The organism is Fischerella major NIES-592 (genome assembly GCF_001904645.1).
In the GTDB taxonomy this organism is placed as follows: domain Bacteria; phylum Cyanobacteriota; class Cyanobacteriia; order Cyanobacteriales; family Nostocaceae; genus Fischerella; species Fischerella thermalis.
In genome coordinates this window covers 39893-62582 of record NZ_MRCA01000006.1, presented here as the reverse complement: position 1 = coordinate 62582, position 22690 = coordinate 39893, and the positions used below count along the sequence as shown (strand labels likewise).

Genomic DNA, 22690 nt, shown 5'->3' with positions numbered 1-22690 from the left:
TAGGGGGAGTGTGATAAATAGAATCATAACTACTAACTACTAACCATCAACAACCAACTACTAACCACTAACTATTAACCTCTAATTGATTACTTAAGGCAACCCATTGCCCGATGCTAAGTTCTTCAGCACGAGCTTGAGGATTTACTTCTAATTGTTCCAGTAATTGGGTCAAGCGATCGCGTTCTACTACAGATTGCAAATTATTTCGTAACATTTTACGCTTTGCTGCAAAACCCAATTTTACCAAAGTCTCTAGTTTCCGAGGATCTTGGGCTGCGGGTTCGATTTTTCGGGGTATTAATCGCACTACCGCCGAGTCTACCTTAGGTGGTGGGTAAAATGCTTTTGCTGGCACAATACTAATTAATTCACACTCGGCTAAATATTGTACCCGCACTGTCAACGCCCCACATGCTTTTGACCCTGGTTTTGCTACAAGTCTTTCTGCTACTTCTTTTTGTACCAACAGCACAATTAAATCATATAGTTCTGGGTTAGGGTTAGCAATTGTACCCAGGAGTTTTTCGATAATTGGCCCGGTGATATTGTAGGGAATATTAGCAACAACTTTATTGGGGTTTTGGAAAGCTGAATAACCTTCTAGCAAAGATGGTACATCCAACTCTAAAAAATCTCCCTGTAGAAGTAAAAAATTTTCGTGCTTACCCAATTCTTTAGCCAAATGCTCGCACAAGTCGCGGTCAATTTCAACTGCAACTAAAGATTGTACTAAGGGTAATATACGGCGAGTCAAAATGCCAGTACCGGGTCCTATTTCTAAGATACGATCGCCCTGTTCCAATTTTGCAGCTTGAATAATTTCTGCAAGTGCCTTCTCACTTTTGAGCCAATGCTGAGCAAATACTTTGCGCGGTCGTACCATTTATTTTACTCTTTCTACCGTATTTTTGATTCGATAGGTGGTTAGCAACAGCGTCACCCACCTACACCAATTATGCTTAGCGATCGCACTTGTAGCAAAAGCCATTAGTGATTTGCCAGGATTGTTTCAGGGTGGGGAATCACCTCATACTTGGTATGCTTAGTCTGAAATAAAGATTTATTGAATTGATATTAGATTGATTAATATTCTAATTGTAAATATACTCTGCTGATTTTCTCCGCTAAATTATACATGAGCTAGCATAAAAATAGAAATAATTATTATTTCATCTTTTCCAATATCAGGGTATAGCACTTATGAAAACAATCAAAGTCGAAACAACGGATGGCCATAGCGTTGAAATTAATCCTGATTCTATTTCTGAAATCGTAGAAATAGAAAAAGAAGACCCGGGTTTTTTAGGAATATTTGGAGGACATGATGCCAAATATCAAGTCAATATGATTGATGGTAATAACTATGAGATTGAGCAGCAAGAACATGACAAATTGCAGCAACAAATGAGTTAATTATTGTGAGGAGATACCTTAATCTTTTCAGAAAACTAGCATGAATGAGGATGCGTTACGTTAGCTCTAACGTAACGCACTACGCTTAGTTTACAAGATGTAAATATAGCCATACAATTTGAGTTGTGAAATTTTTATCTCCAGTTCTTCGACTTATGTCATTGAAAAACCAACACTATAATTATCTAATTTGGTATTTTATGTCCAGATAAAATTTGAAAACACCGTTTAATTTTAAGTATATTTACTTCAGCCAAAGCATATATTTAATAAACTAATGACTTATCTTTTATTATACAATAAAACTATATTTATGATTATTTAAATAAATAATTACAGAATAATTAATGTATAAAAATAATGCTAGATTTAATACTAAAAACTGCTCCAGCTACCAAACAAAAGATATTAACTACCTATCCTCCGGATTCACAGGCATCTAACGTAAGCAACTATCTCACACATAACCATCAGCACAACCAATCACTAGATGGTTGCTGTTCTCTTCACAATTTGTTACAAAAATACAAAGAACTTCTAGAGACATCAACCCAATGTTCGGCGGACTTACTGGTTTAACAAATCCAAAAGGCACAGACTGGGGAGAACAGATGCTCAACACTGTTGCTACCCAAACAATTCGCCACCTGTTCACCAAAAGCGAGTCAGTAGAAGTCTTTGTCCGCTGTCACCCTTCTAGCAAGCTATTGCAAGGCAGCATTGATAGCTTCACAATGAAAGGTCGTGGCTTGGTTATCCGTAGAGATTTTGCTGCTGAAGAAATTTTTATAGAAACCGATGCTGTCGCCATTGACTTTAGCTCTGTTTTAAGTGGCAAACTGCGTCTGAGACAACCGACACAAGCGATCGCTCAAGTTGTATTGACAGAAGATGGTATCAACCAGGCATTTAAAGCAGAGCTAGTCACCAAGCGATTGTTGAACCAATCCTTACCTGCTTTGACTGTATTTTCTGGTGGTAAGCCAGTCTCTTTCAATGACGTTCAAGTAGAACTATTGCCGGAAAATCGTCTACGAATTTTGGCAAAAGCAGATTTAAATAACGGTGAACTCGTACCAATGAGTATGACTGTAGCTGTGGGTATTGAAAGGCGACGGCGTATTTCTTTTACCAATCCAGAAATTGATCTTGAACAAGTACCAGAAGCACAACGAGAACTTTCCCAAAACTTGAGTTTGGCCTTAGTCGAAATTCTAGATAACATGGTTGATTTGGATCGCTTTGACTTGGATGGAGTCAAGATGCGGCTGAATCGTTTAGAAACCGAAGGAAAACGATTAATTTTCAGTGGATATGCGGAGATTGAGCGTATACCCCGGAGTGGATAATATGATTTTGGATTTTGGGATAATTTGCTACCCAATATCTTTAAATGAACAAAATATGCAAGGCCTATTTGGATATAATATTGACTCGATTCTTTGTTTTTTGACTGGAGAAGCTAATGGGTCGCGCCAAAAAGGTTGTCCTAGCATATTCTGGCGGAGTAGATACATCGGTGTGCATTCCCTACCTCAAGAATGAGTGGGGTGTAGAAGAAGTAATTGCCCTAGCAGCAGACTTGGGACAGGGAGATGAATTAGAACCAGTCCGAGAGAAAGCCCTAAAATCAGGTGCGAGTAAGTCATTAGTGGCAGATGTCAAAGACACGTTTGTCAAAGATTATGCATTTCCTGCCATTCAAGCCAACGCGCTTTACGAAAATAGTTATCCTCTGGCAACAGCCTTAGCCCGTCCCTTGATTGCTAAGGTTTTGGTAGAAACAGCAGAAATATACGGTGCTGATGCGATCGCTCATGGCTGCACTGGTAAAGGTAACGATCAGGTGCGTTTTGATGTATCTGTGGCAGCCCTGAACCCAAATCTGAAAATTCTCGCACCTGCACGGGAATGGGGTATGAGTCGTGAGGAAACAATTGCTTACGGAGAAAAGTTTGGCATTCCTGCACCCGTGAAAAAGTCTTCTCCTTACAGTATTGACCGCAATTTACTTGGTCGGAGTATCGAAGCAGGTATTCTGGAAGATCCCACAGTGGAACCACCAGAAGAAATTTATTTATTGACAAAAGCGATCGCTGACACTCCCAACGAACCAGAATATGTTGAAATTGGTTTTACTAGAGGTATTCCTACCAGCCTCAACGGTGAAACAAAAAGGCCCATTGAGTTAATCGAACAACTCAACCAAGTTGCAGGAAATCACGGTGTTGGGCGCATCGACATGATCGAAAATCGTTTGGTGGGGATTAAATCACGGGAAATTTACGAATCTCCCGCAATGGTGATCTTAATTCAAGCCCATCGTGATTTAGAAAGCCTGACTCTCACAGCAGATGTTACCCATTACAAGCGGGGTATTGAAGAAACTTACAGCCAAATGATTTACAACGGCTTGTGGTACAGTCCCCTGAAAGCAGCCCTAGATGCTTTTATTCAAAAAACCCAAGAGCAAGTCTCTGGAACAATTCGGGTGAAGTTATTTAAGGGTAACGCTACCATCGTTGGGCGTCATTCGGAAAATTCTTTGTACACTCCTGACTTGGCAACCTACGGAGCTGATGACAAATTTGATCATAAAGCAGCGGAAGGCTTCATTTACGTTTGGGGTCTACCGACTCGGATTTGGGCAGAGCATAGAAGGGGATAGGGGATCAGAGATCGGAAAAAGAAAGGGGACAAAGAGGACAAGGAAGACAATATAGAGAGTATTATTACTCCTCACACTCCCCATCTCCCCATCTCCCCATCTCCCCATCACTCTCCTGCTGGGTTATTAGCTTGCCTAGCCTCTAACCATAGGGGAATAATGATAAAAGCTGCAAGGATTAGTAACGCAGCGATCGCGAATTTACTTACCCAAGCAACTAACTGCTCCAGAGAGACGATTGTGCCAGCAAAGAATGATAGTGTCACCATCACACTAGCCCACACAGTTGCACCTAATATGTTATAAAAACAGAATTTTGCAAAAGGCATTTCAGCTATACCAGCCATAGGGGCGGCAAAAATTCTCAACAGGGCAAAGAAACGCCCAAAAAATACTGCTTTTGCCGCATTTTCGCTAAATTGCTCTTTTATACTCAACAGCCGGGCTTCAGAGAATCTAAACAGGCTGCCAAATCGCACTAACATTGACCAACCGCCAGTTCTACCAATCCAATAACCGCAAATACCACCAATCACTGCTCCCGTAACAGCATCACCTAGAACTAGCCAGTAATTTAATTCATGACTACCAGCTAGGAACCCACCGACTAGGGTTACGGTTTCACCAGGAATGGGAATGCCCAAGTTCTCTAACAATATTCCGAAAAAAATTGCCCAGTATCCATATTCATGGGCAATCCTTTGGATATTTTCTAACGAGATAAATTCCAAAGACATTCAGCACCGCAGCCTTTACAAATGTTTACCTTTACTATATCTTGGCTTGTTCTCTGATGGTGTGTCAATCAAGCCTTTGAGAGAAACATGAACCAAAGTCAGACAATTTTGTTTGGATTGACCCTACCGATCAATCCGCCGGATTTTGGATTTTCGATTTATTCCACGGATAAATCCGCTTTCTTGCAGCATCAAGGGATAGTTGGTCAAGTACCTGTAAGAACTTAAAAAAAACCTTATCAAAATCATCAGTTTAGACGCATATAATATCCAAATGTTAACTAAATCACAGAGTAGAAATGCTACAAAGTAACGACGACATTTTTTGAAAGAGTCTGCTTCAACTCATTAATTAGTCGGAGTTTTTGGAATATTTATCCTTTACCTAAGAATATATTTAGTATCAGTTTTAACGCAAATTGACACAATTTATGCAGATTAACTATATACCACATCGGTACACCTACTGAATATTAAGCAAAATTTTTTATTAAAAATTTATAAACATCTGGGATAAATATAAAAATTTTGTAAAAGATACGGATACTACTGAAATTCTCAGATGCTTATGCCTATATTGGGGAAAGTTAAGACAAATTATACGGCATGAATACTGAAAATATTCGTCTCAACCGTACTACTGTAAGTTACCAGCTTTTAGGATAAACCAGTATTTTTACGGTTGTATGTAAAGCAGTTTTTATGCCTGTTTTTTGTTTTTTATCGATTCAATTACCCCAAAAAAATTTATGACTCTCATATCAGAACGCCAAATTATCCTGTTTAAGCCTCAAGGACGCATGGACTTAGAGGGTGGTGTGGCTTTAAGCAAAAAGATGGCTGAAATATTACCTAAACGTGATCAACTCTGGGTAATTGACTTAGCTGAGGTGGATTTTATGGATAGTTCCGGCTTAGTAGCTTTAGTTAATGGTTTTAAGGCTGCACGACAAAATGGTTGTCGTCTGGTGCTGTGCAATGTACAAACACCTGTGAGGTTAGTTTTGGAACTCACTCAACTGGATTCAGTATTTGAAATTGTTCACAATCCAGAGGAAAATCTGGTTTTGTGAACAAAAGTAGTTTGCAGCCGATATGTTAAAAGTGGCATTTCACAAATGAAAACTAATGGTTAGGTCAATCAATTTTCGATTTTAGATTGGCGATTTAAAATTCTAGATTGACTGCACCGATAAGGAAATGCAGCTTGAAGATTTTAGATTTGGGAATTGAGATTTGTACAACCCTTGTTACAACGGGGTATGAACCGAAAAACCTTAATCCAAAATCCAAAATCCAAAATCTAAAATTGGCACGGTCAAGCAGTGGCTTTGCAGTATTGGCTTTCGCACTTCATAAACTACCCGAAATAGCTAGCGTGGGAACAAATTTTCCTATAATCTTTTTGGCTAGAGCAGTTGATTCTCTAAATAATTGGTGTTTTGGCTGTGAGTACTAGTAAATCATAAAAGCTCCCCTGCCACATGCTGACGTAGCCAAAATAAAAATTTAGGCATTTTGCACAGTAGAAATATTGCTTGCGTCGGATGCCATCGGCGGGAAATTTGGTAAATCTATACCACTGTGAGAAGTGGTACGAGTTTTCAGCGCCAAACGATAACTCACACTTTGCAACTCAGCCTGTAACCGGCGATTTTCTCGTTGTAGCATTGCTACTTTTTCTCTGACAGGAGCCATACGCTCTTCAAACTTACGACGATAAATTTGTGGTAACTCCTGTACTACTTGCTCTAACATCCGGCTGCGATCGGTTAGTTCTTGCACCGACTGACGCAACTGATAAATTTCGGCGTCTCGAGTTGCAATTTGTTCTTGATAAAAAGTTACTTGTTGTTCAACTGCTTGTAGTTGTTCTCGCAAAGTTTGAAGCTGACTATGATAACGCTCAGACATATCTGGCTGGGGCATAAAGTTAGTGTTACCCTTCACCAGTCGGAACAGTTCTTGAGACAGCTGTTGCACTAATTGATCGCGAAGTTGCAATTCTTGACGCAACTTCGATACTTCTGTAGAGAGAGCTTGAATATTGGAGTGATCAGTTTGGCTCACAGTGGCAACTAGCTCCGGTGAATAATCTTTCCCCTTTTAGGTATAAACGCGGTTGTACTGCTTTTAGCTAGTACTTCCAAGTACTAGTTAATTTAGCATTCCCGGAGAAATTGGCAAGTGGAAAAACGATTTTTTTTTACTTTTTTGAAATATAAATTTTTAGTAGTTAGCGGTTAGTAGTTAGTTGTTAACACTAACTACTAACCACTAACTACTATCTAACTATGCTGCTTCTGTAGAAGCTTTTGGCTCTTTTACTTGTTGGTTAATTGTTAGGTAGCGAATCACTTCCTCGCTCAGACGCATGGCGCGTTCTAGCACCGCAATCACTTTGCCTGGACCAGTATAGTTGAGTTGGATATAGATGCCATCTCTTTGCTTTTTAATTTCATAAGCTAAGCGACGCTTGCCTCGATTCTGACTTTGGATGTTGTCAGCTCCTTGTTCCCGCAACAAGTTCTCATACTTAGAAATAATTTGCTCTACCTGTTCATCCCCTAAATCAGGACGCAGGATGTACATTGTTTCATAAACTGTTTGCATGGTTTTGATCTCCTTTTGGACTATGTGGCTGCTGATGTCAATAGGAATCAATTGTAAAAATTTATACAAAAACCTATTTATATATACAGCAACAAGGAATTATGATCATACAGGAAAGTTGTACAGTGTGAAATCCCATTTGTCAATATTTAGGAGTTTTACACAATTTCTGAGTGTAGCGTTTTTAAGACTGAAATTAAAATATGATTCAACAAGGAGGTGAGTAGTAACAATTTTGGATTTTGCGTGCGAGAAGCCCTACTCCAGGAAAAACCATCTCCTGTCCACGCGTCTTTTGGGTTCAACTGCTTATACCTAGTTGGTGTTCAGTTGACATGCATTGCCAAAATGAGCAAGCTGGAACTGCATACAGCTTCAACCCACTTTATGTTTGCCCTTGCTAATTAGATAATTAGGTGATTCGGCACACCACTTCTGATACTGGTAAAGTTAGTCATGAGTTTATAGACTTTGGACTGTAGACAATTGACTCGAGAAGCGATTTGATTACAAATAGAGGTATTCATCAAGGTTATGGCGCAGCGCTTTGTGCGAGTTCAAAATCCAGAAGGGCAGATTTACTATGGTTTGCTACAACTTTCCATGAAAGTGCAGGTGCTGGATGCTCCACCCTGGTTACAAGGTCAACCTACGGATTTGATTTTAGAGCCAGATGATTATGAAATTTTAGCTCCCTGTGCGCCTTCAAAAATCATAGCTGTCGGCAAAAATTATGCGGAACATGCGGCGGAAATGAGAACTGAGGTGCCTGCTGAACCACTGATTTTTCTCAAACCGCCCACATCTGTAATTGCTTCGTTAGGAAAAATTCATTATCCACCACAGTCACAACGAGTAGACTATGAAGGAGAACTGGCACTAGTTATTGGCGATCGCGCTTTTAATTGCACACCTAAAGAAGCCCAAATGAAAATTTGGGGTTACACAATCGCCAATGATGTCACGGCGCGGGACTTACAAAAAAAAGATAGTCAATGGACACGAGCAAAAGGTTTTGATACATTCTGTCCCCTTGGCCCATGGATTGTCCGGGAATTAAGCCCAGGAGCCAGATTACAGACTTTCTTAAATGAAGAGCCGACTCCTGTACAATCTGCCACTATAGATCAAATGGTTTTTCCTCCAGACTACCTTGTGTCCTACATCAGTCAGATCATGACACTATTACCGGGGGATATTGTACTAACAGGTACACCTGTGGGAGTTGGTCCTCTGAATGTAGGCGATCGCGTCCGTATAGAAATCGAAGGCATTGGTCGCCTGGAAAACACAGTAGCGGTAGTTGATACCTAGCGTGGCAGTTGCATGTATACTGCATCAGAAATGGCGGGAATTTCTGCGTAACGCCCTAACAGCGACTGGATCATAGAATATACACATGCTGCCACTATGCCTAGAAAAACAGTAGTGTATAAGGTCTGGACAGCAAAACCTCCAGCTGGAAGCAGTCCAACAACATCAGTTAGGATACCAAACAAGAAAACTACAATGTCCAGTAGAATTGCCTGCATAGTGTTGAAACGAATAAAATGACTGATTTTTTCGTTTCGCACCACAAAGATAAATAAAGCAAAGAAAATAATCAATCCAGCATAGCGAACGCCATAGTAAATTCTCAATAATGGCAGCAAGGGCAAAAATAAATATTGCACGGGTGGAAACTGGGTCAGAAAAAATTGACCAAATGCAAAAACTTCAACAACAGGAAGCAAATAAGGCAAGCAAGCAAAAATCCTGTCTTTAACTGTTGTAGACCCACGCCAAGTCATACTGCGCTCTCCTATGGTTAAAATTCAATAGTCACATGAACCTAGAATAACGCAGTTGATCTGTTGATTATTTCCACTAAATTAGCTTTATTCAATATTAACTATGCGGAAACCCATCATACACTCATACTGAACTGGTTGACGCTCAGACATTTTACTAACTGTATGACCACAGTGTAGCTGACCTTGGCGCCAACGAGGTTGACCACTACTATCAGCGAGCAAACAAGACTGACAAACTTGCTGAGGGGCAAGGATCTGATCTTCCATTAAAATTACTAGCATCCAATCCCTCCTGTAACTCCTCAATAGTTCCCTGTATTTCCTCTAAGGTTGATATTTCGGATTGTAGATTCTAAGTTTAGTAGCAGTTGTACTTAACAATCGATCTCCTACACTTGCGAGCTAACTTATCTGTTAAATCGCTCAGAAATCTATTGCTCAGTTTCCAAACCAATTTGAAAATATGCAGTTGATAACAATCCAAGAAAACTAGTTTTAGTAGGTTTTAAGTTTATTGTATGTTGGATAATCTTTTTTGTAGTAAAAACTAATACATAAATTCATGAGAACCAATAAATACCAGCAATGGTTCATACTTGATAAATAGGTTGGCGTAAATAAACATGTTACTCGTGGTGAGTGGTTAGTAGATAGTAGTTAGTGGTCAACAACTAACAACCAACAACCAACAACCAACAACCAACTTAGATACAAATTGCCATTAAGGATAGCTAAAAGTGACTCTGACCAATTCAGATTTTTTGACCTCCTGTGATCCTGCTGTTGCGGATTTGATCAACAAAGAACTACAGCGTCAACGTGATCATTTGGAGTTGATTGCAAGCGAAAACTTTACCTCTGCGGCTGTACTAGCTGCGCAGGGTTCAGTACTGACAAATAAATATGCTGAAGGTTTGCCTGGTAAACGTTACTATGGCGGTTGTGAATTCATAGATCAAATAGAGCAAATTGCAATTGATCGTGCTAAACAACTGTTTAGTGCTGCTCATGCAAACGTACAACCCCACTCTGGCGCACAGGCAAATTTTGCTGTGTTTCTGAGTCTCCTAGAACCAGGAGACACAATCATGGGGATGGACTTGTCTCACGGCGGACACCTCACCCATGGTTCACCGGTGAATGTGTCGGGCAAATGGTTTAAGGTTGTTCATTACGGTGTTAGTCAAGAAACAGAACAACTAGACTATGACCAAGTTCGAGAGCTGGCGCTAAGGGAGCGTCCTAAGCTCTTGATTTGTGGTTATTCTGCCTATCCCCGTGTCATCGATTTTGAAAAGTTCCGCAGTATTGCTGATGAAGTTGGTGCATACTTACTAGCAGATATTGCCCATATCGCTGGTTTGGTTGCTACGGGCTTACACCCCAACCCCATCCCTTATTGTGATGTAGTAACAACAACAACCCACAAAACCTTGCGGGGACCCAGAGGTGGTTTAATTATGACCCGTGACCCAGAATTGGGTAAAAAACTAGATAAAGCTGTTTTCCCTGGTACTCAAGGTGGACCATTAGAACACGTAATTGCTGCTAAGGCGGTGGCTTTTGGAGAAGCGCTAAAACCAGAATTTAAAACTTATTCTGCTCAAGTGATTGACAACGCCCGCGCATTGGCAACGCAACTCCAAAATCGTGGCTTGAAACTAGTATCTAATGGTACAGATAATCATGTCATGCTCATAGATTTACGTAGTATAAGCATGACTGGAAAACAAGCGGAACAGTATCTAAGTAATGTAAATGTCACCACTAATAAAAATACAGTTCCCTTCGATCCAGAGTCACCATTTGTTACCAGTGGCTTGAGATTGGGTTCTCCAGCCATGACCACACGAGGTCTAGAAGTAGCAGACTTTACAGACATTGGTAATATTATTGCCGATCGCTTGTTAAATCCAGATTCCGAAAGTGTTGCTGTTGATTGTCGGCGACGGGTAGTAGCACTGTGCGAGCGCTTCCCCTTGTACCCGCACTTGGTAATTCCCGTACCAGCATTAGCCTAAAATAGGGGATCGGGGATCGGGATGGGGAAAAGGGAGAAATTCTTCCCTGTCTTCCTTGTCCCCCTTGTCCTCCTAATCCCCAATCCCTAGTTCTCAATCCCTAATCCCTCTCATGAGTGCAGAAATTATTTGTGTTGGTACTGAAATGCTGTTGGGAAATATCCTTAACAGCAATGCTCAATATTTGGCAATTCAATTAGCAAAATTAGGGATTCCTCACTACTACCAAACAGTCGTAGGAGATAACCCCGAAAGACTCAAGCATGTTATTGAAATAGCTAGTCAAAGGGCAGAAATATTAATTTTTACAGGCGGTCTTGGCCCGACACCAGATGACCTTACCTGTGAAACTATAGCCGATTTTTTTAACACTCCTTTAGTAGAACGTCCTGAAATTATCGAAGATATTGCCCGTAAATACGCTCAGCGCGGTCGGCAAATGACACCCAGCAACCGCAAACAAGCTTTGATACCTAAAGGCGCAGAAATATTACCTAATCCTACTGGTACAGCACCAGGTATCATCTGGCAACCCCAACCGGGATTAACAATATTTACCTTCCCTGGTGTACCAAGCGAAATGCAACGGATGTGGGAAGAAACCGCAGTACCATACTTGCGCAACCTTGGTTGGGGTAAAGAAACTATTTACAGCCGCATGTTAAAGTTTTGGGGTATTCCTGAATCTGCTTTAGCAGAAAAAGTCGCTGCTTATCTTAATTTAACCAATCCCACCGTAGCCCCTTACGCTAGCAAGGGAGAAGTCAAATTACGGATTTCAGCAAAAGCTGCTACCGAAGCCGCAGCACAGGAATTGATTGCGCCTGTACACAAGCAACTCCAAGATATTGCAGGACTGGATTATTACGGTGCTGATGACGACACCCTTGCTTCCGTAGTTGGTGAGTTATTGCGTACAGATAAAGAAACCCTCTCTGTAGCAGAATCCTGCACTGGCGGCGGACTAGGACAGATGTTAACAGAAACTTCTGGTAGTTCTGATTACTTTTGGGGTGGAGTAATTTCTTATGATAACTCAGTCAAAATCAATCTCTTAGGTGTCAACGCCGAAGATTTAGCAAAATGTGGGGCGGTTAGTGCTACAGTTGCAGAGCAAATGGCATTGGGAGTGCGATCGCGTCTTGGCACTAGTTGGGGACTGAGTATTACTGGTATTGCTGGGCCGACTGGTGGGACTGAGACTAAGCCAGTAGGTTTAGTTTACATTGGTCTGGCAAAACCAAACGGCGAAGTGGAGAGTTTTGAATATCGTTGGGGTACAGGACGGAGTAGGTCTTTAATTCGTCACCTCAGCGCTTGCAGTGCTTTGGATCAACTGCGACGGAAGTTGCTGACAAGGTAAGATAGCTATCAGTTGATAAATGAACTCCTCTATTAGTTTACATAAATTCATAATTTTTTTTCGTAAAAGCCTCAGAAGAGCTTGATTAGTTATATAGCAACTATTCAAAAATTCGCTAATTTCTAGAGGAAATATGCATTTATCTTATCGTGGCATTCGTTATCAATCTCAGGCTACTCAATTACCAGTATTAGACGATAGTCAAAAAGGTAATTACCGAGGAATTCCTTACAAAATTCACCAAGTTAAAAATACCACAAATCAACAATGTTTTCAACTTAAATACCGTGGTATTAATTATAAGAGTTGCATAGGTTAAGCATAATCCAAGTACAAAATTTCATAAATTCCCAGCGAAAAAATCCCGTTACACTCTGCGTACCTTAGCGCTAACTCTGCGTACCTCTGCGTTGAAAGTTGAAAAAGCTATGATATTTTTTAGGTACGCAAGATTTGGCGCACCAGATAGCAGAGTTCCAGGTTGTTACTAAGTCAAAACCAAATTATCCCGGTGAACTACAGTTTCTGCACCTTCATATCCTAAAATTACCGGAATTTCGCTGGAGTGACGCCCGCAAATCTGTTGTAATTCTGCTTTGCTGTAATTGACAATTCCTCTTGCAATTTCATTACCTTTAGAGTCACACAAAAGAACAGCATCTTGAGCATCAAATTCACCTGCTAAAGCAGTAATACCAGCAGCTAATAGAGATTTGCCAGCTTGGGAAATTGCAACTACAGCACCTTCGTCTAAATACAATTTTCCAGAAGGAACTAGACCATAGGCGATCCAGCGTTTACGGGCAGATGTTGGTTCTAAATGGGGTTCAAAATGAGTCCCAATTGGCTCTCCTTGTAAAATTTTTTCAATATTTTGAGGGCACTTACCTTCGGTAATTACGGTACGAACACCAGCAGCAGTGGCAATTCGCGCTGCCGAAATTTTTGTTACCATGCCACCTGTACCCCATTGGGAACCTTGAGTACCTGTTTGCACTTGTAGTTCTTCTAATTCTTTGATACTACTTACTAAAGCAATTGGTTGGGCATCAGGTACAAAACGAGGATCGGCAGAATAAAGTCGATCTACATCAGTGAGCAAAAATAGCCAATCTGCATGTACTAAGCTAGCAACTAAAGCCGAAAGAGTGTCATTGTCACCAAATTTTAGTTCCTCCACTGCTACAGTATCATTTTCGTTCACCACAGGAATCACACCTAGTTCCAGCAATTCCTTGAAAGTGTTATAAATATTAAGATAGCGGCTGCGTTGTACCAAGTCACTGCGAGTCAGTAATACTTGAGCAATTGGTTGTTGCAGAGTGGTAAATAAATCATCATAGACGCGGATCAACCGCCCTTGTCCAACTGCTGCTACTGCTTGTTTGAGGGCGATCGCTTTCGGTCTTTCTGTTAAACCCAAGCGCGCACAACCCACTCCCACAGCACCAGAAGAAACCAAAATTACCTGATGTCCCTGTCGCCGCAGATGTGACAGAGTTTCCGCCAAGATTGCAATGGTGGAAATTGCTAATTGTCCAGTTTCTGGTTGAGTCAGACTAGAAGTGCCGATTTTAACAACGATGGTTTTGCTCATTGGTCAACAGTCAATTGTCATTAAATTATTCTCCCCGCACTCCCTCATCTTCCATCTCAACTCTCACTCCTGCCAAAATTAAATTAATTGCTTCTTGAGTATATTTTTCAACCATTTCTGAACTCAGCTTATCAACATACTCCTCAAAAAATCAAGCTGAATATGGCTGTTGCAAAATCGTCGTTATTTAGGATTATCTTTTGCGGTTTCCCATACTTATCATGCGATCGCTTGGACTGGTTTATGGTTTGTTACTTACTGGTGCTTACCCTAAATTTGAACCTTTGGCAATCTTAGGATATCTCTTCCTCATTGCCACGACTGTAACATCTTTCCAGCGTCCAACCGCCAACTAAAGGACGAGGTAATGATTGGATACTGGTGTTAGACAATGCAGCAATCAAGTTTCCGCCGCTAGGAAGAAAAATATCTACTTTTTCAAGCTAACTAGCCACTAGTTTCTCACCTTTAAGCATCCGCGATGCTGCTTCTAGTAGCGCTTCTTCCAGATAGGGTTTGGTGAAGTAACCACTTGCTCCCAAGCTGATAGCCATCTGTCGATGCTTGTCTGCACCTCGGGAGGTGAGCATAGCAATCGGCAAATGATTGAGGCTTGGGTCTTTTTGAATGCGAGAAAGTAATTCTAGACCATCGCAACGCGGCATTTCAATGTCACAGAATACGAGGTCACAAGGCAAACCGGAACGAAGTTTATCCCACGCTTCTTGTCCATCACGTGCCTGTTCTACTCGATAACCCGCTTTATTAAAGGTTAAAGAAAGTAACTCTCGAACCGTAATTGAGTCATCGACAATTAGTACTGTTGGATCAACAGTAGTTGCAGTTGTATCTGGCTGATGCGGAACTGCTTTTTGACTCAAAATGCTGACTGTATTTTGTTTAGAAGTTCTTCCTTGGAAGATATCGATAATTTCTAGGACATCAGCAATCGGCATAATTCGACCATCACCCAAGACGGTAGCACCAGCTACGCCAATTGGTTTGGGGGCGGGACCTTCAAATTGTTTAATCACTATTTCTTGTTCGCTCAGCACCTGGTCAACCTGTAAGGCGACTAGGGTATTTGCTGATCGCACTACAACTACGGAAATCATATCATCGTCTCGATTACCGCCATAAACATTACCCCGGCTGAGTTGACGATTGAAAGTTAAAAGTTCTTTTAAAGGTTTGAATGGCAGCGTTCTATCCCGCCAAGGAATGAGTTGTTCACCTGCATCACCCTCTTGAATATTTTTTACGGGTATATCTAGGGTATCTTCTACACCATCCATGGGAAAGGCAATTCTGGCTTTATCAGAAACACAGCACAAAGCCTTGCAAATACTGAGGGTTAATGGTAGACGAATAGTGAAGGTAGTACCTTTGTCAATCTCAGAATCAACAGAAATTACGCCTCGGATTTCACTTATTTTTGTCCGAACTACGTCTAAACCGACACCACGACCAGCTAAATCATCAGCTTGGTCTTTGGTGCTAAAACCTGGTTGAAACAATAGATCATAAACCTCAGCGCGGGAGATTGTTTGGGCTTCGGTGGGAGTGATTAAACCGACTTTGATCGCCTTTGCTTTCACCCCATTTGAATTAATCCCAGCGCCGTCATCACTAACGGAAATGACAGTTTGATTACCTTGATGAAAAGCACAAACGGTAATGGTTCCCACAGCAGATTTGCCTTTTGCTTGGCGTTCCTCTGGCGTTTCAATTCCGTGAGCGATCGCATTGTTGAGCAAATGCGTTAAGGGTGTTTTGAGGTGTTCTAAAATCATTTTGTCAATCAAGGTGTCTCGACCTTGAATGACTAACTCTACTTGCTTACCATACTTGATTGAGTTGTCGCGCACACCTCGCGGTAATAAATCGGTAGCCTGGGAAAAAGGCTCCATTCGCGCTCTTGTCAGTCCTTCTTGTAGTTGTCCTGTTACCTGGCGAAATTGTCGTGCGACACGTTCGGTTTCTTCGGTGACAAAATCAATATCACTCGCAGACTCCCGCACTCGCACGATCAGTTCAATCATTTCTTGGGATAGGGTGTGGAAAGGTGTAAAGCGATCCATTTCTAGTTCGCTAAAACCCCTATCTGTATCCGAATGACTAAAATTGCTGTTTTTGCGACTAGCTAACAAAGATGCTTCTAATAGCGATCGCTCATACAATTCCTGCATTCTTGCTCCCACATCCGAGAGTTGTTGTACCTGATGCAGTAGATTATCTAATGACTGGCGCAAACGTTCCTGATCCTGCTCTAGGGTATTGCGGTTAACTACCAACTCCCCAACCAAATTACTCAGATCATCCAGATGTTTGACAGGTACTTTCATTAACTGCTCAAATCTGGAAGCATTCCAACCAGAGTTGCGTCCACCCGATAAATTGACTGTACTGGGTGTGACTGCTCCCCCTACCATCCCTTCTAATTCTTTAAATTCATTCTCAATCTCTGGGGATAAAGTTTGGTTTCTGCTATCTTTTGTAGAATAAACTGGAGTAGATTGTTCAGCCACTACCACCTCTTCATCTTGATCCCAAGCTAGCATTTCTTCTAAGGCAGCAAATTCGCTATCTGGAATTTTGGAAGTATGAGCCTCTGATGATATTTCTTGTTTAAGTAAATCATCCAAATCAGCAAATTCATCTTCTGCAAAAGCATCTACTTCTAATTCTGTTTCTTCAATTGAATTAGCAACCAAAAATGCCTCTTGATGTTGCCCCGTGTCTCCAGAATCTGCAATTATTTCCTCATGCTCAATGCTGGGATCTTGTATTAGTAATTCAGAATCTGTGATTCCCTGTTGCGAGTAATTTTGGTCATCTTTCTGGTTAATTTCTTCGGGGTGGAAATTTAACGGTGATTCACTAGATTTTGCTATAGTGTCTTGATTTTCATCTACCAAATTATTTAGCAAATTCATTTCTGAATATGCCTGTAATACGGTAGATGTACTTATATTGACAATGCTTACATCTGCTGAATCTGTTGTAGATGATCCATCATCCGCTATATTTTGTTGTGGGAAGACAAAAGGATTATCTATACTATCAATTTGCAAATCATTAAATAAAACTTCCAGATTTTCGTTGCTACCCTCTCCTAGGTTGATTGCATCTAACCAGTCATTTTCTTGCTCATTACTTAGATTAGGTAAATCTAAAGTTTGTATTTCTGCGGGAAAATTAGTAAATTCCGGAGTGAATTCTAGAGCTTCTGGTGATTGCGAAATATTACGAATTTCTTGAGGAGACAACTTTTTATCAACAGGATGTGAATTCTGAGATTCATTTGCCATTAATTCCGCAAAGAAATCATCATCGCTAGCATCTGTTGAGAGAATTAATTCCTGTGGAAAACCTAAATCTAAATCTTGCAGTTCAAAATTTGTCACAGACTCTGGTATTAGCTGTTGATGATCGCTAAAAATATCATCAGCTGCGGCTGCAAACAAAATTTCTTCTAAAGCTTTGGCTGCGTCTTGTTCACCAGAAAATTCTAAATCTAACCCTGCTTTTTCTGTCTCTATCTGTGTCCATAAACCTACATCTTCTGTAGCTGGAGAAAACTCTGCCTTTGTAGTGCTGAGGTGATCAAATAAATCATCAAATCCTGGTGCATCAATGCTAATAGTCGGACTATGATCTTCTTGTGTTTCAGTAAATAGACTATCTAAATTCCAGTTTTCTTCTGTTGGTTGTGTAATTTCTAAACTAGCTTCTTCAACTAAATTCTGATTTTCAGATTCTGCAAATAAATCCTCAGGTTTATTGTCCAAAGTCTGAGATGATTCTATCCCAATCGGTTGAATTATAGATAGTGTTTGTTGATTTTGAATATTTTCATTAAGTGTAGGCTTTGCTGAGCTATCTATATTTGATTCTAAATTTTCTTCTAAAAATTTATCGCCAAACAGTTGTACGAGAGTTAATTCTTCTTTGGCGTTACTTGTATGGCTATCATAAATATTTGTGTTTCCTTGCAAAGATAATAATTCTGCTAAATCTTTGCTAGTATCCTTAGTTCGGCTATCATTGCTCTGGGCTGCAATTTCATCATTTGCGGTATCTGGCTCGATAATTTCTTCTTGAATATCCCAAGTTTCATTAAAGTCAGGAGTTTCACTTTCAAATAATTGGGCAAGAGTATTCAACTCTGCTATTCCCACTTCTGGCCCATTGATTTCTAAACTATCAATATCTAAATCTTCGTTTTCTTCATTCTCTGTCTCAAAAGCATTTGATAGTTCAGATAGACTAGTAATAGTATTTTCTAATTCTAAATCTTGTGCTGGAGGTTGGATGACAAATTCATCAAAATCATCTTTGTGTTCCTGAATTTGTTCAGATAAATCTAATAGACTACTGATACTATTTTGGGCAAATTCTAATGATTCTGATTGTGTTGTAAATTCAACTAAATTATCTATATTAATACCCAGTGGTTCAGAAACTTCTGATAGGCTTTTGATACTATCTTCTTGTTTAATTTCTATTGATTCTGATGAAGTTTTTAACTCAGTTAAATTATCTGTAGTTGATGTGTCACTGTCTTCAGTACTGGCATTTTCAACAGGTGTGGCGAACACAGTTTCCTCTGCTGCTGTTGATGGAACTGTTTCTATGTCAGCCTCTTCCTGCAAATCAGTTGTGATCTCTAATAGTTCTATTTGAGGTGGAATTAATGCTCCTAGTTGCTGACTGACAATGATTTCAGCTTCTCTACCTGTTAGGACTAATTCTAAAGCTTGCTTGATATCTGTAATAACGATTTTTGCTAATGTCAAATAGCTATTTTCTTGATTAGCGATCGCTTGACCTGCGGCTTGACACAAATTACACCAAGACGCACAATTTAATTGTTCCCCAAGTTCGACTAATTGCCGACAGCATGCTTGCAAACTCTGTCGCGTTTCGGGTGTTGCTGATTGCTTAAATAGTTGCAACATTTCCCGGAGTTTTTGTAATACGAAGTTTTGACGTTGTTGCCAGCGATCGGTATCTGCGGCTGTTACTCCCGTATTTCCTTGTTTGACCAGCAAATCCAGATGTTCGTTGAGCCACCCAAACACGGGTTCTGCTTCTGACATGATATGACTGGCAGTTTCTTCTGTCAGACCAAATGGCCCAGTTAAATTTTCTAACAGCGCTTTCAGGGTATCAGATACACCCAGAAACAAAGACTCCAGTTTTTGATCAACCTGCACCGGGTACTCTTTTAAGACTTTAAAACAGTCTTCCAAGCGGTGAGCAGTGCGCTGAATGCTACTCAGACCAAGCATCGCCGCTCCTCCTTTGATGGAGTGAGCCGCCCGGAAGACTTCATTGAGCATTTCTGGGTCTTTAATCGTACTTTGCAGATTCAGCAACCCCTGCTCGATTGTGGTCAGATGTTCTTTTGCTTCTTCAATAAAGTAACCGAGAATGCGCTGTTGTTGTTCTGGCAGCATAGTCAAGGATGAAGGATAAAGGATAAAGAATGAAAAACATAGAATATTAAGGATGGATGATGAAGGATGATTAACACTTCATACTTCATACTTCATACTTCATACTTCATCCTTTTTATCTAGTTTCAGTTGTTTCTACTCGGAATCTTTCTACGGAGGCGATTAAATCACGGGAAACGCCTACCAAGTTTTGCAGTGCGCCGGAAACCCGTTGTGCTTCCTGGGATGTTTCTTGGGCTGTGAGTTCTACAGATTGCATAACTTGAGCGACAGCGCGCGAAGTTTCTGTTTGTTCGACGGTATCGGAAGTGATGGAACGTACGAGAATATCAATGCGATTTGCTACTTGAATAATATTTTCTAGCGATCGCTTGGCTTCTTCTGCCAGTTTTGTACCTTGAATTACCTGCTGCGTACCTTCTTCCATCGCTGTCATCACTGAGCCTGTTTCGCTCTGAATTTGCATGACTATTTGTTCAATTTCTTTCAGAGACTTGGCTGATTTATCAGCTAGCTGGCGTACCTCATCCGCAACGATCGCAAAACCCCGTCCTGCTTCTCCGGCTCTGGCTGCTTCAATACTGGCGTTGAGAGCTAGCAAGTTGGTTCTAGAAGCAATTTGCGAAATCAACGCCACAATTTTAGAAATTTCTTGGGATGATTCTGCTAGCCGCTTCACTTTGCGGGTGGTTTCAGCGACGGTTTCCCGAATTTCTAAAATCCCCGCTACGGTATTTTCAACCGCTTCCCCTCCTTTGAGAGCGATCGCACTGGCTTCTCGGGCAACTGTTTCTGCTTCCCTTGCTGCTTCTGCTACCCTTTGGATAGAATCGGTCATTACTTGTACCGAATTGAGGGTGACTGCTAACTCTTCGGCTTGGCGTAAAGCATCGCTAGATAATGCTCTGGCAAAGGTTTCTGAGTTAGTTGCACCTTTGGTTACTTCCCGCGCTGCGACTTTTACCTGTTGGACGATATCCCGCAGGTTTTGAATTGTTAAGTTAAAAGCATCAGCAACTGCTCCTAAAACGTCGGCTGTCACCTCGGCTTGGACAGTCAAATCTCCCCTAGCGGCTCCTTCCACGTCGTCCAAGAGACGAATCACTTGCCGTTGCAAGTTCTCTTTGGCTTCTTCCTGTTCCTGGGCTTTACGTGTGGCTTCGTGAGTAGTTGTAAATATTACCCGTGTCATTTCATTGAAGCCAGCAGCTAACTGTCCTAGCTCATCTTCTGAGTAGACGGTAGCTTGGACGCTGAGATTACCTTTGCGTACTGCATCAAATTGGTTTTGCAAATCTTTGGTTGTGCGACGGATTTGCTTGAGAGTGAGATTGCCCATGATACCCGTAGTTACAAAACTGACAAGCCCTGCTGCTAATGACATTGCCCAGCCAGTATTGCGTACAGACTCCCGTTGTTGGGGTGGAGAAACTGTCGTCGCAGCGAAACTAACTACAGCTACAACCACTGCGGAAACTACACCCACGCAGCCAGCAACTATCCATTGCTTTTTGGCTAGTGGGGCATTTTCTAGGGGTGCGAGAATCCCTTGTTCAACGCTGACTTGGGGTTCGATGTTAGTAACGTCTGTTTGGGTAAAGACTGGGACTGCTTCTTGGGAACCAGTGATACTAAACAATTCATCATCGCGATCGCTTTGTGTGGAGTTATCCGCAGTTTCCTTGCTTTTTTCAGCAATCCCAGAATTTTCAAAGGCTTGACTAAAACTCCTGCTGTTTGATGTCAGTGAGCCAGAATTTAGTTGCGAGTCACCGAAACCAGAATTAGTCACAAAATCAAATTCTGCTTGAATATTTCCCAGATCGTCAAATTCATCAAAGTCATCTAAAAACTCAATGTTGCTACCTTGAGAAACCTGGCCATTTAATTTACCGTTAGTATTCTCATGTTCGTTTTCCGAGAATGACTGCGAACCAAAAGCTGATTCAAATGCCTCTAGATCAAAACTGTCCTCATCAAAGTTCTGGTTTTGGTTTATAGGGAAATTAGAGTTTAGTTGTTTGTCTTCTATGGTAAAAGTGCTGTTGAAAGAAGCTGTTGAGGAAAATTTTTCTTTACTTTTGTATTCCACACTATTAATTTCTGTGATTTCAATATCTGTTCCTGTTTCTTCTACCAGTAAAGTTTCTTGGTCAAAATTCCTTGTGTTGATGTTCTGTAAACTATCGTCACTATATTTTTGTGAGATTTGCTCAGCAGAATCATTTTCCTGACTATTAAATCTATGATTAGGTGTTAAAGTAATTTTGGCAAAATCTGGATCACGAATGTTTGGCTGATTTTTCTCTAAATTTTGGTGAGTATTACTTGAATCACTTCTTTCTAAATTGCCATTAATTTCTGTTTTTTCCGTAGAGGATGAAAGATCATCTTGTAAAAAAGCAGGTAATTCTAACTCTGCTCCTTCCCAGATATTGGCTTGTGAAGTTGGCCCCGCTTCTGCTTGAGATGAGGCAAAAGGATTATCGTAGAAAGTTTCACATGAGTCTACACCTGAATCAAAGCTACTATCTGTAGATAGTCCAAATGGGTTGTCTATATCTTTTGGTGATTCTTCGTGACTTGCGATCGCATTGAAGTCAAAGCTATTACTATCTAAGTCTCCTAAAATTTCTAACTTTTCTAATTCTTGTTCTGCTGGTTTTGCTGCTGCAAAAATAGAAGCTTCTTGTGAAGATTGCTGAGAGTTATCATCCTCATCAACAAAAGCATTTAATTCCTGTTGATATTGATTGATGTTATCCAGACCACTTTCGGCAAAAACAGTGATTTCTGGGTCTTGAGTTAATTCTAATACTTTTTGATATTCTGCTTTCGCCACATCATACTGCTGTAAAACATAGTAGACATGACCACGCAACAAATGGGTATTGGGGTCATTGGGTAGATTTTGCACCACCTCGTCAATCAGGGTGGCTGCTCCTTGGTAGTCTTGTTGCGCGTAGGCTGTTAGAGCCTGTTGGTATGTCTGCACGTAATTTTCTATACTCGCTGCCATG

The 22690-nt window shown here is 40.8% G+C and carries 17 protein-coding genes; 8 read left to right on the top strand and 9 right to left on the bottom strand.

The window, feature by feature from the left end:
- Positions 1-67: 67 nt before the first annotated feature.
- Complete coding sequence (gene rsmA, locus NIES592_RS12835; protein ID WP_073555945.1) at positions 68-886, bottom strand: 16S rRNA (adenine(1518)-N(6)/adenine(1519)-N(6))-dimethyltransferase RsmA; 819 nt, start codon at positions 884-886, stop codon at positions 68-70.
- Positions 887-1203: 317 nt separating this feature from the next.
- Between rsmA and NIES592_RS12830 the strand changes: the two genes are divergently transcribed.
- The 3 genes from NIES592_RS12830 to NIES592_RS12820 all read left to right on the top strand — a co-directional run bounded on the left by NIES592_RS12830 (position 1204) and on the right by NIES592_RS12820 (position 4084).
- A complete protein-coding gene (locus NIES592_RS12830; protein WP_073555944.1) occupies positions 1204-1416 on the top strand; it encodes a hypothetical protein in 213 nt (70 codons plus the stop codon).
- A gap of 554 nt (positions 1417-1970) precedes the next feature.
- Positions 1971-2765, top strand: a complete 795-nt coding sequence (locus NIES592_RS12825) for an LmeA family phospholipid-binding protein (protein WP_073555943.1) — start codon at positions 1971-1973, stop codon at positions 2763-2765.
- A 116-nt stretch (positions 2766-2881) separates the two neighbouring features.
- Positions 2882-4084 carry an argininosuccinate synthase gene (locus NIES592_RS12820; RefSeq protein ID WP_073555942.1) on the top strand — a complete coding sequence of 401 codons (1203 nt, stop codon included), beginning with the start codon at positions 2882-2884 and terminating at the stop codon, positions 4082-4084.
- A gap of 107 nt (positions 4085-4191) precedes the next feature.
- On the opposite strand, the gene NIES592_RS12815 is transcribed toward NIES592_RS12820, so the two are convergent.
- Positions 4192-4821, bottom strand: coding sequence for a DedA family protein (locus NIES592_RS12815; RefSeq protein WP_073555941.1), 630 nt, complete (start codon positions 4819-4821; stop codon positions 4192-4194).
- Between the two features lie 749 nt (positions 4822-5570).
- Between NIES592_RS12815 and NIES592_RS12810 the strand changes: the two genes are divergently transcribed.
- On the top strand, positions 5571-5894 hold the full coding sequence (locus tag NIES592_RS12810; RefSeq protein ID WP_062250634.1) for an STAS domain-containing protein: 324 nt from the start codon (positions 5571-5573) through the stop codon (positions 5892-5894).
- A 436-nt stretch (positions 5895-6330) separates the two neighbouring features.
- Here the strand turns inward: NIES592_RS12810 and NIES592_RS12800 are convergent, their stop codons facing one another.
- Together NIES592_RS12800 and rpsF are read right to left on the bottom strand one after the other, a co-directional pair.
- Positions 6331-6891: an Npun_F5560 family protein gene (locus NIES592_RS12800; RefSeq protein ID WP_062247397.1), complete on the bottom strand. Its 561-nt coding sequence runs from the start codon at positions 6889-6891 to the stop codon at positions 6331-6333.
- 222 nt (positions 6892-7113) lie between these two features.
- Positions 7114-7434, bottom strand: coding sequence for a 30S ribosomal protein S6 (gene rpsF / locus NIES592_RS12795; RefSeq protein ID WP_009454503.1), 321 nt, complete (start codon positions 7432-7434; stop codon positions 7114-7116).
- A 534-nt stretch (positions 7435-7968) separates the two neighbouring features.
- Here rpsF and NIES592_RS12790 point away from each other — a divergent pair.
- A complete protein-coding gene (locus tag NIES592_RS12790; protein ID WP_073555939.1) occupies positions 7969-8748 on the top strand; it encodes a fumarylacetoacetate hydrolase family protein in 780 nt (259 codons plus the stop codon).
- Here the strand turns inward: NIES592_RS12790 and NIES592_RS12785 are convergent.
- On the bottom strand, positions 8745-9224 hold the full coding sequence (locus NIES592_RS12785) for a Tic20 family protein (protein WP_062247401.1): 480 nt from the start codon (positions 9222-9224) through the stop codon (positions 8745-8747). The genes NIES592_RS12790 and NIES592_RS12785 overlap by 4 nt on opposite strands.
- Before the next feature lie 87 nt (positions 9225-9311).
- Positions 9312-9509 (bottom strand): hypothetical protein, encoded by a 198-nt coding sequence (locus NIES592_RS12780; RefSeq protein ID WP_062247403.1) that lies wholly within the window; start codon positions 9507-9509, stop codon positions 9312-9314.
- A 455-nt stretch (positions 9510-9964) separates the two neighbouring features.
- Between NIES592_RS12780 and glyA the strand changes: the two genes are divergently transcribed.
- From glyA to NIES592_RS12765, 3 genes are all read left to right on the top strand, one after another.
- Positions 9965-11248 (top strand): serine hydroxymethyltransferase, encoded by a 1284-nt coding sequence (glyA, locus tag NIES592_RS12775; protein ID WP_073555938.1) that lies wholly within the window; start codon positions 9965-9967, stop codon positions 11246-11248.
- A 112-nt stretch (positions 11249-11360) separates the two neighbouring features.
- Positions 11361-12611 carry a competence/damage-inducible protein A gene (locus tag NIES592_RS12770; RefSeq protein WP_073555937.1) on the top strand — a complete coding sequence of 417 codons (1251 nt, stop codon included), beginning with the start codon at positions 11361-11363 and terminating at the stop codon, positions 12609-12611.
- Positions 12612-12744: 133 nt separating this feature from the next.
- A complete protein-coding gene (locus NIES592_RS12765) occupies positions 12745-12930 on the top strand; it encodes a DUF4278 domain-containing protein (protein ID WP_062247409.1) in 186 nt (61 codons plus the stop codon).
- A gap of 168 nt (positions 12931-13098) precedes the next feature.
- Here the strand turns inward: NIES592_RS12765 and proB are convergent, their stop codons facing one another.
- From proB to NIES592_RS12740, 3 genes are all read right to left on the bottom strand, one after another.
- Entirely contained in the window at positions 13099-14208 is a 1110-nt protein-coding gene (gene proB / locus NIES592_RS12760) for a glutamate 5-kinase (RefSeq protein ID WP_062247412.1), read from the bottom strand.
- 443 nt (positions 14209-14651) lie between these two features.
- Positions 14652-19670 (bottom strand): response regulator, encoded by a 5019-nt coding sequence (locus NIES592_RS12745; RefSeq protein ID WP_073555936.1) that lies wholly within the window; start codon positions 19668-19670, stop codon positions 14652-14654.
- 115 nt (positions 19671-19785) lie between these two features.
- Positions 19786-22689, bottom strand: coding sequence for a methyl-accepting chemotaxis protein (locus NIES592_RS12740; protein WP_073555935.1), 2904 nt, complete (start codon positions 22687-22689; stop codon positions 19786-19788).
- Position 22690 lies beyond the last annotated feature (1 nt).

What these genes read in the sequence shown, in the direction of transcription:
- NIES592_RS12815 (WP_073555941.1), bottom strand. Translation starts at nt 4,821, where the DNA reads ATGTCTTTGGAATTTATCTCGTTAGAAAATATCCAAAGGATTGCCCAT.
- NIES592_RS12790 (WP_073555939.1), top strand. Translation starts at nt 7,969, where the DNA reads ATGGCGCAGCGCTTTGTGCGAGTTCAAAATCCAGAAGGGCAGATTTAC.
- NIES592_RS12820 (WP_073555942.1), top strand. Translation starts at nt 2,882, where the DNA reads ATGGGTCGCGCCAAAAAGGTTGTCCTAGCATATTCTGGCGGAGTAGAT.
- NIES592_RS12740 (WP_073555935.1), bottom strand. Translation starts at nt 22,689, where the DNA reads ATGGCAGCGAGTATAGAAAATTACGTGCAGACATACCAACAGGCTCTA.
- NIES592_RS12780 (WP_062247403.1), bottom strand. Translation starts at nt 9,509, where the DNA reads ATGCTAGTAATTTTAATGGAAGATCAGATCCTTGCCCCTCAGCAAGTT.
- NIES592_RS12785 (WP_062247401.1), bottom strand. Translation starts at nt 9,224, where the DNA reads ATGACTTGGCGTGGGTCTACAACAGTTAAAGACAGGATTTTTGCTTGC.
- NIES592_RS12770 (WP_073555937.1), top strand. Translation starts at nt 11,361, where the DNA reads ATGAGTGCAGAAATTATTTGTGTTGGTACTGAAATGCTGTTGGGAAAT.
- proB (WP_062247412.1), bottom strand. Translation starts at nt 14,208, where the DNA reads ATGAGCAAAACCATCGTTGTTAAAATCGGCACTTCTAGTCTGACTCAA.
- NIES592_RS12765 (WP_062247409.1), top strand. Translation starts at nt 12,745, where the DNA reads ATGCATTTATCTTATCGTGGCATTCGTTATCAATCTCAGGCTACTCAA.
- rsmA (WP_073555945.1), bottom strand. Translation starts at nt 886, where the DNA reads ATGGTACGACCGCGCAAAGTATTTGCTCAGCATTGGCTCAAAAGTGAG.
- NIES592_RS12745 (WP_073555936.1), bottom strand. Translation starts at nt 19,670, where the DNA reads ATGCTGCCAGAACAACAACAGCGCATTCTCGGTTACTTTATTGAAGAA.
- NIES592_RS12825 (WP_073555943.1), top strand. Translation starts at nt 1,971, where the DNA reads ATGTTCGGCGGACTTACTGGTTTAACAAATCCAAAAGGCACAGACTGG.
- NIES592_RS12810 (WP_062250634.1), top strand. Translation starts at nt 5,571, where the DNA reads ATGACTCTCATATCAGAACGCCAAATTATCCTGTTTAAGCCTCAAGGA.
- NIES592_RS12830 (WP_073555944.1), top strand. Translation starts at nt 1,204, where the DNA reads ATGAAAACAATCAAAGTCGAAACAACGGATGGCCATAGCGTTGAAATT.
- rpsF (WP_009454503.1), bottom strand. Translation starts at nt 7,434, where the DNA reads ATGCAAACAGTTTATGAAACAATGTACATCCTGCGTCCTGATTTAGGG.